Annotated in this window: 10 protein-coding genes; 4 read left to right on the forward strand and 6 right to left on the reverse strand. The window is 68.5% G+C overall.

Annotated features, from left to right (window positions below; translation table 11 throughout):
• Positions 1-122 precede the first annotated feature (122 nt).
• The 3 genes from ACFW0G_RS10515 to ACFW0G_RS10525 all read right to left on the reverse strand — a co-directional run bounded on the left by ACFW0G_RS10515 (position 123) and on the right by ACFW0G_RS10525 (position 4,374).
• Complete coding sequence (locus ACFW0G_RS10515) at positions 123-614, reverse strand: hypothetical protein (protein WP_378324689.1); 492 nt, start codon at positions 612-614, stop codon at positions 123-125.
• Between the two features lie 341 nt (positions 615-955).
• Positions 956-3,271, reverse strand: coding sequence for an ATP-binding protein (locus tag ACFW0G_RS10520; protein WP_378324690.1), 2,316 nt, complete (start codon positions 3,269-3,271; stop codon positions 956-958).
• A gap of 200 nt (positions 3,272-3,471) precedes the next feature.
• Positions 3,472-4,374 carry a LysR family transcriptional regulator gene (locus ACFW0G_RS10525; RefSeq protein WP_378324691.1) on the reverse strand — a complete coding sequence of 301 codons (903 nt, stop codon included), beginning with the start codon at positions 4,372-4,374 and terminating at the stop codon, positions 3,472-3,474.
• Between the two features lie 392 nt (positions 4,375-4,766).
• On the opposite strand from ACFW0G_RS10525, the gene ACFW0G_RS10530 reads away from it, so the two are divergent.
• On the forward strand, positions 4,767-5,381 hold the full coding sequence (locus tag ACFW0G_RS10530; RefSeq protein WP_378324692.1) for an NAD(P)-binding protein: 615 nt from the start codon (positions 4,767-4,769) through the stop codon (positions 5,379-5,381).
• A 360-nt stretch (positions 5,382-5,741) separates the two neighbouring features.
• Here ACFW0G_RS10530 and ACFW0G_RS10535 read toward each other — a convergent pair whose 3' ends face one another.
• Positions 5,742-7,793: an NB-ARC domain-containing protein gene (locus ACFW0G_RS10535; protein WP_378324693.1), complete on the reverse strand. Its 2,052-nt coding sequence runs from the start codon at positions 7,791-7,793 to the stop codon at positions 5,742-5,744.
• A gap of 268 nt (positions 7,794-8,061) precedes the next feature.
• Here ACFW0G_RS10535 and ACFW0G_RS10540 point away from each other — a divergent pair, with 268 nt between their 5' ends.
• The gene (locus ACFW0G_RS10540; RefSeq protein ID WP_378324695.1) at positions 8,062-9,606 is read left to right on the forward strand and encodes a hypothetical protein; all 1,545 of its coding nucleotides are present in this window, start codon (positions 8,062-8,064) and stop codon (positions 9,604-9,606) included.
• Between the two features lie 177 nt (positions 9,607-9,783).
• On the opposite strand, the gene ACFW0G_RS10545 is transcribed toward ACFW0G_RS10540, so the two are convergent.
• Both ACFW0G_RS10545 and ACFW0G_RS10550 read right to left on the reverse strand, forming a co-directional pair.
• Positions 9,784-10,503, reverse strand: coding sequence for a TetR/AcrR family transcriptional regulator (locus ACFW0G_RS10545; protein ID WP_378324696.1), 720 nt, complete (start codon positions 10,501-10,503; stop codon positions 9,784-9,786).
• Positions 10,504-10,541: 38 nt separating this feature from the next.
• Positions 10,542-11,438: a LysR family transcriptional regulator gene (locus tag ACFW0G_RS10550; protein ID WP_378324697.1), complete on the reverse strand. Its 897-nt coding sequence runs from the start codon at positions 11,436-11,438 to the stop codon at positions 10,542-10,544.
• 87 nt (positions 11,439-11,525) lie between these two features.
• On the opposite strand from ACFW0G_RS10550, the gene ACFW0G_RS10555 reads away from it, so the two are divergent.
• Together ACFW0G_RS10555 and ACFW0G_RS10560 are read left to right on the forward strand one after the other, a co-directional pair.
• Positions 11,526-11,915 carry a VOC family protein gene (locus ACFW0G_RS10555; protein WP_378324698.1) on the forward strand — a complete coding sequence of 130 codons (390 nt, stop codon included), beginning with the start codon at positions 11,526-11,528 and terminating at the stop codon, positions 11,913-11,915.
• 97 nt (positions 11,916-12,012) lie between these two features.
• Positions 12,013-13,518: an MFS transporter gene (locus ACFW0G_RS10560; protein WP_378324700.1), complete on the forward strand. Its 1,506-nt coding sequence runs from the start codon at positions 12,013-12,015 to the stop codon at positions 13,516-13,518.
• Positions 13,519-13,541: the final 23 nt, after the last annotated feature.

Genomic DNA, 13,541 nt, shown 5'->3' on the forward strand with positions numbered 1-13,541 from the left:
TCGCCGCTCTCCTGCTGCCTCTCACCAACGCGGCCAGGCCCCCACCCGCTTCGATCGCCGGTCTGCTCACAGCCGAGGTTTCTCGGTGGCGGCTGGGCCGCATCGCCCGAGTCCGAAGTGGACTACGGACAGGCGCTGCCGCGAAGGGTTCCCGGTGTGGTGCGCGACCACAGGGACGGTTCGTCCGCCGGTACGGCTTCGGCTCCGCGGTCAGGGCCCGCGACACCCTCGTCGCAGCCGGCCCAGAGCAGTTTGGTCCGCCAGCGCAGTTTGGCCTCGCGCGTGATGCCCATCGCGCCGTGCAGCTGGTGGGTGGTCTGGGCGATCCACGGTGAAACGGCGGTGGCTACCTCGCGCGTGGTCACCAGCGCGAAAGTGAGCGCGCCGGGGTCGTCGCCGACGAAGCGGTGCCTAGCTTCGTGGGTAAGGGTTTCCAGCTCCCGGAGTCCACGCTGGCGCTGAATGACCGACTCCATGAGCATGTCCACCAGCAATTGCGGGACAAGCTCAGCCCGGAACAGGTCAGCCAGCGTCTCGTGGTGGACTTTCCTGACGAGCTGGAGATGCGCGTGTCCCACGAGACGATCTACCGCGCCCTCTATATCCCAGGACATGGCGCGCTGCAACGGGATCCGGTGCCGTGCTTACGAACCGGGCGGAGACGACGGCCGTGTCGATGAGATGCAACTTTGCCGAGTTTACCGGTAACGGGTGATATTCGATCGTGCGGTGTTCGGGTACATGACGGAGTTGGCCTCGTGTAGAGCAGTGTGGACGAGGGCTCTTGTCGGGGTCTTCACGCAGCACCGCGGGTAGCGTGGTGGCTGCTTTCTGCTGTTCGGCGGAGGTGTGTACGGCGTTGGTCGGGTCGGCAGCTTGACCGCAGCCACCTGGTCAGTCACCCCGTCTAGCCGCGCTGGTGACCACCTCCGTATGCGGCAGCCACGCGATGGGTTCATGACCGTGTGGTGGCTTTGCAGGTGCGGTCTCGAACCCGATCGGCCGCGAACGGGTAGCCACGATCGTCGAAGATAGCGGCAGCTTCGTTCCAACAGGCGATCGCGCTGGTGGTGTCCCCGATGTGGTGCAGGGACACGGCGAGCGTGTCCAGCCCTTTGGCGACCGCGCCGGCGAGGAAGCCTGATGTGCGGGCTAGGGAGATCGCCTCCCGGCACAGCGCGATCGCCTTCCGATGCTCGCCCAGTCCCTGCCATGCGCGAGCGACATTGCTCAACGCATAGGCCTCACCGCCAAAGTCATCGCAACGACGACGCAAGACCAACTCGTTTTCGGCATGGCGCAGAGCCTGCTGGTACCGGCCAAGACCGGCATATGCGCGACTGAGGCCGCCTTCCGCAACCGCTTTCCCTCGAACGGTACCGACCTCTCGACGCAAGGCGAGCGCCTCGCCCAGATAGGGCAGCGCCTGCTCGAAGCGTTCCTGTTCGATGGACAGGTACCCGAGGTTGACGAGCGCGACGGCTAGGCGGGCGCGGTCACCGAGATCACGGGCCCGCGCCAGCAACTGTTCGTAATGGTCCCGCGCGTCGCCCCAGCGCCGCAAGCTCGTGAGCGTCTGGCCGCGCGCCATGAGAAACCAGGCTTCGGCGCTGCCGTCGTCGCTGTGCCGCGCGGCGGCAATCCCGCAGCTTTCAATGTCGAGGATTGTCTCCCAACTACCCACTCCGGAAAGGAATCGGATGAATGGTTGGGCGAGGTAGAGGGTGTGCTGGTGCAGTCCGTGCCATGCGGCGTGGTGGACAGCGGCGAGCAGGTTGTGCCGCTCCAGAGCCAGCCAGGCCACTGCGTGAGCGACGTCGGGGATCGACGTTGGATGGGCGGGAACGGTGACCGGCTGTGGTAGCCGCTCATGAGCGGGGCAGGTCAGCGTGTCGCAGGTGCGAGCGGTGTGGGCGTACCAGTCCAGCAAACACCGCTGGGCATGATCCCGGTCATCGGGGTCGTCCTGGCGCGTCGCCTGATCCAGGGCGTATGCCCGCAGCAGGTCATGGAACCGGTAGCGATCCTGGCCCACCGGCTCGATCAGGTGCATCTGGGCCAGCTCCTCCAGCACCCGGCGCGCAGTTGTGGGATCTACGTCGGCGACCGCGGCAGCGGCGTGCACGCTCACCTCGGGGCCAGGATGCAGACCCAGGCGCCGGAACACGCGCGCGTGCTCAGCGGACAGGCCCTGGTAGGACCAGCCAAACACGGCCCGCACTGCTGCTCGCTCATCCGCGCCCCGGCTCAGCACGTCCAGCCGCACGCGTTCGTCGGCCAGTTCAGTGACGACAGCGGTCACGGTGGAATGCGGGTAGGCGGCGGCGCGGCCCGCCGCGATACGCAACGCCAGTGGCAACCGCGCACACCAGCGCACCAACTCCGTCACCGCGGTCCCCTCCGCGCCGGCGCGGGCCGGGCCGAGCACGCCGGTGACCAGTTGCACGGCTTCGTGCTCGGTGAGCAGATCCAGGGTCAGGCGACGTGCCCCGTCCGTGACGACCAACCCGGTCAGCCTGTCGCGGCTGGTGATCACCGCCAGGCAGCCGGGTGTTCCCGGCAGGAGCGGACGAACTTGGTCGGCGTGGTGGGCGTTGTCCAGCACGATCAGCACCCGGCGCTCGGCGAGCAGGGAGCGGAACAACCCCGCCCGTGCCTCGACCCCGACGGGCATCCGCTCGGACGGAACACCCAGGGCGCGCAGGAACCCGTCGAGCACCTCGGTCGTGGTTGCCGGGTCGCCGGGACCGTAGCCGCGCAGGTTGACGTAGAGGGTGCCATCGGGGAACTCGTGCTGCACGCGATGTGCCCACCACACGGCCAGAGTGGTCTTGCCGATCCCGGCTGTGCCATCGATGGCGGTGATCACCGCGGTGTGCGGCGATGGCGCCGTGTCGCGGGCCATGTCGTCTCGGTCAGAGGGAAGTAACGCGTCCAGGGCGGTCACGTGCTCGCTGCGGCCGGTGAAGTCCTGGACCACAGGCGGCAACTGCCGCGGCACCACCGGCAGCCCACCGCCGGCAGCATCCCGGTGGGCTGCCGCCTCGCTCAGCCAGACATCGTGGATCACTCCGGCCTGCACGACCGCTCCCCGAATCTCACCAGAGGCCTGATTCTGGTTCCGGACACGCTGCTCGTCGCCCGCCACGACATTCAGTGTGTCGCCACCACCGCCAGGACTACACCGGAATCGAGGCACGTCAGCCACCAGGAGCAACTCCTGGCCGACGTGCACAGGAGTTCGGTCATCCGCGCAGTCGGCTTCGGACATCGACACGATGGTGACCAAGCTGGAGACCCGCCGCCGCGGGACCGGCGGCCCGGCCGTCCGCGCGGCCATCGACGCCTTCCTCGACTCCCCGAACATCAAGGGAAACCCGAACACCCTGCGCGCCTACACGAACGTGCTCGACCGCGCGCTCGCCGACGTTGCCAACGACGAGGTCGCCGAGGCTGCGGCCGGGCACGTTCTTAGTAGCTCGCCTCGGTCAGCAGGGCCTGGGCGGACCGGCGAAACGCGGCCACCAGGTGTGCGCTATCCCCGGCGCGGGTGGCGAGCACCACCTGACATGGCTCGACCCCGTGCAGCGGGATCGAGGTCAGGTCCGGGCGGGTGCCCTCGGCGTGCAACCCGGCGGGCAGGATGGCGACCGCCTGCCCGGACGCGATCAGCTCGAATACGTCCTCGAGGTGACTGACCAACGGCCCGTCGGGTGCCGGCGTGCCATCGGGACGGGGGTCGACACGCCAGAACGAGTCCCACTCGGCAGCGGGCAACCTCGGCACCGGCTCAGTCGCGATGTCGTCGAGGGTGACCGATTCCCGGCCGGCCAGCCGGTGGAACCGGGCGACGAGCAGCACACGGGGCTCGTGGTGCAGGACGGTGACCCGCAGTCCGTCGGTGGCGAACGGCAGCCGCGTCACGACAGCGTCCACACGGTGGCCGAACAGGGCCGTCCGCACCTCCGCCAACTCCAGGTGCAGTGTGTGCACCTCGGCCTCGGTGTGGTGGTGGCGCAGGTGCCGTACCGCCGGAGTAATGATCAGCCCGCGCGTATGGCCGACGGTGAGCTGACTTGGCACTGCGGCCGCACGGGCCTCCGCCGCGGCCATTGCGGCGACCGCCAGCAGTTGCCTGGCGTGGGGCAGGAACGCGGCCCCGGCGGGGGTCAGGCGGGTGCCCTGCCGGTCGCGGTCGAGCAGCCGGGCTCCGACGCGCTGCTCAAGGGTCCGGATCTGGCGGCTCAGGGTCGGCTGGGTGATGTGCAGCAGCGCCGCGGCGCGGGCGAAGTGCTGCTGCTCGGCGACCACCGTGAAGTAACGGACCAGTCGGAGTTCGAACTCGGCCGACGGTACCGCGTTGGCTGTGTCCACAACACCGCAAGATAGCCCACTCGCGGCCCGTGATGCCTGGAACGCATCACGGGATGCGAAACAAGCCTTGGACGCGCCCCCTGGACAGCGTGGAGTGTGGGTATAGGCGAGGAGGACGTCATGCGACCGCGATAATCGCCGAGGTGTTCCGAACCGGGCGACGGGGAAACGTTAGTATCCATTGCTAGCGTGCCCTCCCCCGTTCTTTTCGGGGCGTCCGGAGCTTTATCGCCACGTGGCTAATCGAGATAACGCGTCGGCCGATCGCGTCCTCGTTCTCTGTGACAACCGCTGCCAGGGCGGCTTTGTTGAAGCGGAATGACAGGATCGGGGTGAACTGATTCCCGCCATGCACGACAACCGCTTTGTCAGAACTGAGGTGGAGTGAAATCATGATTGAGTACCATGAGACCGTCGTTGTCGGCGGGGGTTTTGGCGGAATCTGCGCTGCGCACGGCCTCCTGGAGGAGGGCCGGGGCGACTTCGTCATCCTCGAGCGTGCCGGAGAACTGGGTGGGGTGTGGCGGGACAACCGCTACCCCAATGCGGCCTGCGACGTCCCGGCACATTTCTACAGCCTCTCGTTCGCGCCAAACCCGACGTGGACGCGCAGCTACGCGCCGTGGGACGAGATCCTCGCCTACATCAACAAAGTGGCCGACGATCTGGGAGTCGGGAACGCCAGCGGCTACAAATGGGGCCTGGTCTTCAACCGCGCGAACGAGCACACGGGCTTCATTCCGGTCAACTATCTCAAATACGCAGATCCTGACGTGGACTGCGGCGCAGCCGGCAGTGACCTGCAGGTCAAATGGAATCAAACTTTGTACCAGTGCCCTGGCAGCAACTGCAACCAAGGGCAAGCCATCGACGGGCAGCACGTGAGATTCTTCTGCAATTTCTACGACTCGGCCGCAAGAACCTGGTGGCGTTGGGTGTTCAACCCCAACAATCAGCACGAAGGGTTCGCGTACGTCCAGAATCAGCCCGGAGCGGCCAATTGTTAGACGTGCCCCCAAGGCAACGCGTACCAATACCGCGGGCACGATAGGACATCTGCGGCAGGCCTGGCTGGCCTTGACCAGCCAGGCCGTCTCCGCCGCCCGCCGTAGACCGGGCGGGGTCTCTCGCAAGCCTGAAACTGTTGATCACCGTTGTTGTTGCTTGGTACGACCGTGGCGCACCCCCGTCGACCGCCAAGAAGGAGATCGGAGTGCCGGAGCGGGTGGCGATGCCGGGCATGACGACGTTGGCGCTGGCGCCGACGGCGGTCATGCGAGGGCGAGCACGAGCGGGCTCATCGTCGCCACACAAGGGACGTTGTCGATGACAGCACGTGCGGGCACGGTCGAGCGCACCGAGCTCCGTCAGATGCCGAGCCAGGCGAGCACCTCACCGGCACGAGAACTTCCCATGCGCCCGTACACGCCGGCGGCGAACCGGGCATGCCGGTCGGCTTCCTCGTCCCGCCCTCGCTGCCGCGCCGTCGACGACCGCAGCGTCGCCACCTCGGCCTCGATGGCGCTCTGCCCGACCTCCTTCGCGCTCGCCGCGGCCTGCTCGAGCACACGATCCGCCTGGCCGAAGTCGCCTTGCGCCACGCACACCGCCGCGGTGGCGAGCAGGGCCTTCGCCGCGACGCTCTCCGCTGTCGCCGCGATCGCGAGCTGGTGCGCCCGTTCCAACGTCTCGAGTGCCTCACCGTAGCGGCCCAGCCCGGCCAGCGCCCGCCCGGCGAACACGGTCTGCATGGCGGTGCCTCGGGCCTTGCCCAGCGTGATGTTGATGTCCAGCGCCTTCTGGAACCATACGAGCGCGTCGTCGAACCGCTGTTCCCGCAGCGCGAGGTTGCCCGTGAAATCGCAGGTCGACGCGAAGAGCCATTCGTCGCCGGAGGCGAGCTCGCGTGCCCTGGCCAGATCGGCCGCCGCCTGGGGAAAGCGTTCCAGCTCCTGCAGAGCTTTCGCCCGCAGACAGCGGCATCGTGCCTCGGCCGGTGCGTTGCCGGCGATCCGCGCGGATTCGACGGCCACATTCGCCGCCCGGTACCAACTGGCGAGAGGGCGGCGCGCGTCGAAGTAGGCGAAGCTTGCTTCGAACAATTGCCAGACCCGGTCGTGCCAGCGCTTGGCCGCGGCTGCCTCCAGCGCGGCGAGAATGTTGGTCAGTTCCCGCTCGAACCACGCCAAGCCCGCGAGGGCATCAGGGGTCACGGCGTCCGGCGAAAGCAGTCGCGCCGGGTCGGCGATACGCAGGCGCTGCCATCCGGTGACCGCGACGTCCGCGGCGGTCGCGCCCAGCAGCCACCAGTCCACCGCCCGCGACAGCCACGTCGCGCGGTCCTCTTCACGGTCTTCGGCCGCCGAGCGGCGCAACGCGTGCGTGCGCACCATCCGGTGCATGACGTATGTCCCGGCCGTCGGCTCCTCGATCAGCGCTCGCAGGTAAAGTTCTTCGAGGTCCTCGCGCACTCGCGCGACCTGTCGGCCCATGATCGCCGCGACCAGTTCCGCGCCACAATGCGTTCCCACCAGCGCGCCCAGCACCCGGTACACCGTCCGCGCATCCTCGGGCAGATCCTCGTACACGGCGTCGAAGACTGGTGCCAGCCGGTCCGTGACCGAGTCGGCGTCCGTTTCCCCGAGTTCGCCGATCAGCCGCTGGACAGTCCATTGCGGACGGACGGCCAGTCGTGCGCCGACCACCCGCAGCGCCAGCGGCAGTCCCCCGCACAGCTCGACCAGCCGCGCGGCCGCGGCGGGCTCGGCGTCGATCCGGCCGTCCGAGCACACCTTCGCCAGCAGCGCGACACCGTGCTCGACCGGCAACGGCTCCACCGGCACACCGACGGCGCCATCCTCGTACAGCTTCTCGAGCGAACTGTTCCCCGCGACCAGGACCAAACTCGCGCCCGAGTTCGGCAACAACGCTTCGACCTGGGCGGCGTCGGTCACGTCGTCGAGCACGGTGACCAGCCGCGTCCCCGCGGTCAACGACCGGTACAGGTCCTGCCGCCGCGCGAAATCCGTGGGCAGCAACGGTTCCGGCACACCGAGCGCGAAAAGCAGCCGCCCCAGCGCCTCGGCGGGCGAGTCACCATCGGCACCGAACGCCGCGTGCAGCGCGCCATCCGGGAACCGGTCACTCAGCGTCGCGGCGGCCTTCTGCAGCAACGCCGTCTTCCCCACACCAGGCATACCGCGCAGCACGACCACCGGCGGCCGCCCGAGCTCGACACGCGCCGACTCCGCCACCGCACGCACCCGCCGCAACTGGGAGTCACGGTCCACGAACGTCGCGGGAGCCGCAGGCACCAGCGCCGGGACCGCCGCCGGGATCGCGGGCGCCGCCAAGGTCACCGATCCGATGTCGCGTGCCTGCACCACCTGCCCAGCACGTCCGGACAGTGTGTTGCGCATTCCGCCGCTCCCTCCGCGCTGGCTCCCTGTGACCAACACGGTACTGGACGGCTACATCCGACATGGGCGTTCCGGAAACACCGTTGCTACGGTGACCCGGCGCACCCACCAGGAGCCTTGCGCTCCCCTGATCGAGGAATTGACCAAGGCAATACCGCATGGTAAGCGAATTTGAAGCCGGAAGCCGGAAGCCGGAAGCCGGAAGCCGGAAGCCGGAAGCCGGAAGCCGGAAGCCGGACTCTGGGACACGGTCCGGGCCGCCCGCCGGGTGCTGGTCATCCTCCGCAATCCGGCCGCCGCGAACCGGCTGTCGGATCTGGTCCGGCCACTGACCGCCGACCCGCGGCTCGAAGTGTGGTTCACCGTTGACCATGGCTCCGGCTTCGCCGGCGGATTGCCCGCGCGCCTGACCGCGATGGGCGCGCTCCAGCTCTCCTGGGCCGAAGCGGTCGAAGAACAGTTCGACCTCGCGCTGGCCGCCAGCGACAAGACAGACCTGCACCTCGTCCAAGCGCCTGTCATGCTCATGCCGCACGGTGCGGGCTTCCATCGCTTCGCCGCGGACACCGCCGGCGAGATCTCCGGGCTCCGGCGGTCCGCGCTCATCCACGACGGCGAAGTCGTGCCCGCCACCATCGTCGTCGCACACGAAGCCGACATCGCGACGCTGAACGACATCGACCGGCGTCTTCCCGAGCGAGCACTCGTCGCCGGAGACCCCGCCTATCAACGAATCGTCCGGAACCTGCCCCTGCGCCACCGATACCGCCAGGCACTGACGGCCGACGGCCGCGAGCTCGTTCTCCTCTGCTCAACCTGGGGCCCCGAATCACTTTTCGGCCGCAATCCCCAGCTCCCCCACGACATCGTGACCACACTGCCCGTCGACCGATTCGCCGTCGCGCTGACCATGCACCCCAACGTCTGGGAACGACACGGCGAGCTGCAGGTCCGGGCGTGGACCCGGTCGGCGACCGCGGCCGGTCTACGGCTGATCCCCGCCCAAGGCGAATGGCGCAGCGTCATCGTCGCCGCCGACCTCGTCATCTCCGACCACGGCTCGCTCACCGCCTACGCCGCCGCCATCGGCAAGCCGACACTCTTCGCGGCCAACGGTGGCGGCGAAGTCGTACCCGGATCGATGATGGACCGGCTCCGCGGTGGTCTGCCCCAGTTACGCACCGGAGAATCACTCGAACCGCAGATCACCGCGGCGCTCGTGGGTGGCGCCCGGGACTCCGAACTCGCAGCGTCCGCCTTCGCCGCCCAGGACGCGCTCGCGACCATGCTCACCCGCGCCTACGAAATCCTGAACCTCCCCCTTCCCCAGCGCACCGCACGCAACGATGGACTGCCGATACCCGAGGTCGCGGTCCAGAAGCCCACCGTCCTCCACGCAACCATCACCGAGGCGCGGGAATCCGGCGACCACGCGACCCTGCGGCTCCACCGCACCGTGGCACCCTCCAGCGACTGCCACCTCGTCGCGAACGACCACACCGACGACATCAGCGCCCTCGAAAGAGCCAGTGCGGTCTTCAGCGGCGACCTCCACCCCAGCCTCGAACACGCGCGCACGAGAGCCCGTCATCTGCTGCACACGTTTCCCGGGGCACGCCTGACCATGGCCGAAACCGCGGACGGGGCCAAAGTCGCCGTCCTCCGCGACCACCGCGAGGCGACCATCGTCGGCTCGCTCCCGATTTCCGTCGCATGTTCAGGTGTCTACTGGTGGTCCCGCACCCCGGACCGTCCACAGCGGATCACTATCGGCTCCGGCACGATCCTCGCCTCGATGACCATCCAAAGCTGAGCTCGTCGTAGTAGAAGCAGGTCTCGTAGAAGGCCGCAAAGCACGCTCATCCCCGAAAAAGCTACGTGCGTGACGCGCGCTCGCGGCCGGGACGAACGGCCGTCGCGGCACAGGTCGTGGGGCCGTCGACGGCGGCGCAAAAATGGAACAGGTTAGCGTGCCGGCGATCGAACGTGCTCAGTCGAGTCGTGTGGCGAGGCCGTCCAGCAGCCGGTCCAGCCCGTACTCGAACTTCTCGTCGCGGTTCCGTTTCGGATCGCGGAACTGCGGGCCGAGAAACCGCGCGGGCGCGTCGAGATGTGTCCGGACCGCCCGTTCGATGGCGGGCTGCAGGCTCGCGTGCACCGCGCTTTCGGTCTCGCCGGTACGGGCGACCAGGGTCAGCCACGCGGCCTCGCTGACCCCCATCCCGATGACGTAGGAGACCAGCGCGCTGATCGCGTTGGCCGCTTCGCGCGGTTCGAACCCCACGGCCTCGAACCGCTGCTGCATGCGCTCGTTCAGCCGCAGCACGTTCGGCCCGAGATAGGAAAGCCCGGTCATGCCGAGCAGCGCGGCGATCCACGGGTGTCGCAGGATCATCGCCCGCATGCTGCGCGCGCACACCGCGACCGAGGCGCGCCAGTCCTCCGGAGTGTCCGGCTCCGGCACCTCGATCTCCTGGTAGACCTCGTCGACGATCAGCTCGATCAGCTCGTTGCGATTGCTCACGTGCCGGTACAGGGAGGTGGCGCCGGCGTTCAGCCGGGCGCCGAGACGCCGCATGCTCAGCGCTTCGAGGCCCTCCTCGTCGAGCAGCCGGATCGCCTCGGTGACGATCTGGCCCGGACTCAACGCGGGCTGCTCGTCCTTGCTCTCCCGGGTCCAGACCGAGGAGACTCGACGCGTACCGGCCACCTTCCGGCCTCCTTTCGCCGTTTCGCGTGAGCCACACGCTACAGAGTGAGCGTGCCCATCTCCCGGACCACGGCGGCGAGCCCCCGAATCGCCTCGGTCTCCGCGTCGCTGCGCCAGATCAATGCCCACCGCAGCCCGGCGAAGCCGTCGATCGGCAGGTACAGAATGTCCGGCCGGCCGTTGTAACGCGCCCAGTGCGCGCCGAGATTGTGTACCACCTCGCCGGTGCTGACCGCGGTGAAGATGGTGTCCATGCTGTCGATCAGCGGGCCGACCCGCTCGATCCGGCGCCCGCTTTCGGTGTAGTACGGCGAAAAACCGTCCTTCCAGTACTCCGGCCCCTCGTCGTCTTTGGTGTCCATCACGCCGTGGTCGCCGAGCGTTTCGAGCGACACCGATTCCCGGACGGCCAGCCGGTGTTCCGGCGAGACCAGCAGCACCTGGTGTTCGGTGAAGATCACCGGCCCCACGGTGAGGTCCGGCTCCTCGACCGGCAGCCAGGACACCAGCACGTCGATCTCGCTCCGGCGCAGAGCGGCGAACGGGTCGATGAACGGGCTGGCCCGGATCTTCAGTCCCCACTGCGGGTACTGGCGGCGGAACGACTCCCAGAACGGGCGAAGGTCATAGGCGTTGGCGCCGATCATGCCGACCCGGAGAGCCCCGGTCTTGCCCTGGGCGGCCATCCGGGCACGCTCCACGCTTTCGCGCAGTCCCCGGAACACCGGCGCGAGATCGGTACGCAGTTGCTCGCCGACCGGGGTGAGCCGCACGGTGCGGCTGGTGCGTTCGAACAGTTCCGCGCCGACGCCGCGCTCCTGCTTCTTGATCGCCTGGCTGACCCTGGCCACCGAGACGTGCAGGCGCTGCGCGGTACGGCCGAAATGCAGCTCCTCGGCCAGGGTCAGGAAGATCTCGATGTCCCGAAGTTCCACTGTTACTCCCGACCGTGAACCTTGCGGTTAACCGGCGTTGCGGATTCCGCCGTTGATCCGCCGCCGGCCGGCGGTGATGCTGGTGCCGTGATAGTCATTGCTTCCTCGGTGTCACTGCGGGTCCGCGATGTTCCGGCGGCCGCCGAGTTCTTCACCACGCACCTCGGTTTCCGGGAGGACGTGCGGACCGAGGACGTGGTGCTGCTGACCCGGGACGACGGCGCGGCGGACATCGTGCTGCGCGAACGCGACCCGGAATCCGTGCCGCCCGCAGACCCGGCCCGCGACCCGCTCGCGGACGTGCTGGTGTCGTTCAGCGTCACGGACATCGCCGCCGAGCACGACCGGCTCCGCAGGGAAGGCGCGAACCTGCTCGGCCCGTTGCGGCGTACGCCGTGGGGTGAGTGGACGGTACGGATCGCCGACCCGAACGGTGTGGTCGTCCAGCTCACCGAATGGGATCCCCCCTCGGGCTGACCGCCCCTGCGCGGCCTTCTGCTCACCATCGAACTCCCCCATGCGTACAGTGTGCGCTAGTCGCGCACGTCGTATCGTACCGCGAAAGGAATCTCTTGTGGACAGAACTGGCGAACGTCATCCGCGCCGCTGGCTGATCCTGGTCGTGCTCTGCCTGAGCACGCTGGTGCTGGTGGTCGACAACATGGTTCTCACCGTGGCGCTCGCGCCGCTTGCCGAGGATCTCGGCACCAGCGCACAGGACACCCAGTGGATCCTCGACGCGTACATCCTGGTTTTCGCCGGTCTGCTGCTGACCTCCGGCGGCCTCGGCGACCGGTTCGGCCGCAGGAAGATCATGCTCGTCGGGCTCACGCTGTTCGGCGCGGCGTCGCTGGTCGCGACCTTCGCCGCCGGCCCGGTCGAGCTGATCGTCGCGCGGGTGGTGATGGGCATCGGCGGCGCTCTGATCATGCCGAGCACGCTGTCCATCCTGATCACCGTGTTCGACGACACCGAACGCCGCAAGGCGATGTCCGTGTGGAGCGCGGTCGCGATGATCGGCCTCGTCGGCGGCCCGGTGCTCGGTGGCGCGCTGATCGCGTGGTTCTGGTGGGGCGCGGTGTTCCTGATCAACGTGCCGATCGCGGGGCTCGCCATCATCGCCGCGCTGCTGCTGATGCCGGAGTCCAAGGCGCCGTGGCGCAAGGCCGATCCGCTCGGGGCGGTGCTCTCGTTCGTCGGCATGACCGCGCTGGTCGCCACCATCATCGAGCTGCCGAGGGCCGGGCTCGGCCACCCCGTCACGCTGACCGCGCTCGCGGTCGCGGTGCTCGGCCTCACGGGATTCGTGTTCTGGGAGTTGCGGGTGGCGCATCCGCTGGTGCCGCTCGAGCTGTTCCGGAATCGCGACTTCTCCGGCGGCAGCTTCTCGCTCACCCTGGTGCAGATCGGCAACGGCGGCCTGCTGCTGGTGCTCGCCCAGTACCTGCAGTTCGTGCTCGGCTACACCTCGACCCAGGCGGGCCTCGCGTTCATCCCGATGGCGGTGGCCTCGCTCCTCGCGAACACGGCCGGCGCGACCCTCGGGCAGAGGTTCGGCAACCGGACGCTGGCCACGACCGGCCTTGTCATCATGGCGGCCGCGTTCGGCGTGCTGTCCACGGTCTCCACCGGCCAGGGGTTCGCGACGCTCGCCATCGGGCTGTTCCTGCTTGGCATCGGCGGCGGGCTCGCCATGCCTTCGGCGATCTCCTCGCTGATGAGCGCGGTGCCCGCGGACCATGCCGGAGTCGGGTCAGCGCTCAACGACACCATCCAGCAGATGGGGGCCGCGCTCGGCGTCGCCGTCCTCGGCAGCGTCCTGTCCAGTGGGTTCAGCTCGGCCATGCCCGGCTCGGCTCCGGAATCGGCCAAGCGGTCGATGGCGGACGCACTGGCCGTACCGGGCCTCGGCGACGCCGCGCGCTCGGCGTTCACCTCCGCCATCTCCACCACTTTCGTGGTCAGCGCGTGCGGCGTCGCGGCGGCGGCCGCGGTCGCCTTCCTGGTGCTGCGCAACCGCAAGACGGGCTCCGCCGAGCAATTGCCCCATGAACCCCGGACGGCCGAAGTGGCCGCGTGAACCGATCGACATCGAGGAGCACA

The organism is Amycolatopsis sp. NPDC058986 (assembly GCF_042741125.1).
Lineage (GTDB): Bacteria > Actinomycetota > Actinomycetes > Mycobacteriales > Pseudonocardiaceae > Amycolatopsis.

What these genes read in the sequence shown, in the direction of transcription:
- ACFW0G_RS10515 (WP_378324689.1), bottom strand. Translation starts at nt 614, where the DNA reads ATGTCCTGGGATATAGAGGGCGCGGTAGATCGTCTCGTGGGACACGCG.
- ACFW0G_RS10535 (WP_378324693.1), bottom strand. Translation starts at nt 7,793, where the DNA reads ATGCGCAACACACTGTCCGGACGTGCTGGGCAGGTGGTGCAGGCACGC.
- ACFW0G_RS10520 (WP_378324690.1), bottom strand. Translation starts at nt 3,271, where the DNA reads ATGTCCGAAGCCGACTGCGCGGATGACCGAACTCCTGTGCACGTCGGC.
- ACFW0G_RS10530 (WP_378324692.1), top strand. Translation starts at nt 4,767, where the DNA reads ATGATTGAGTACCATGAGACCGTCGTTGTCGGCGGGGGTTTTGGCGGA.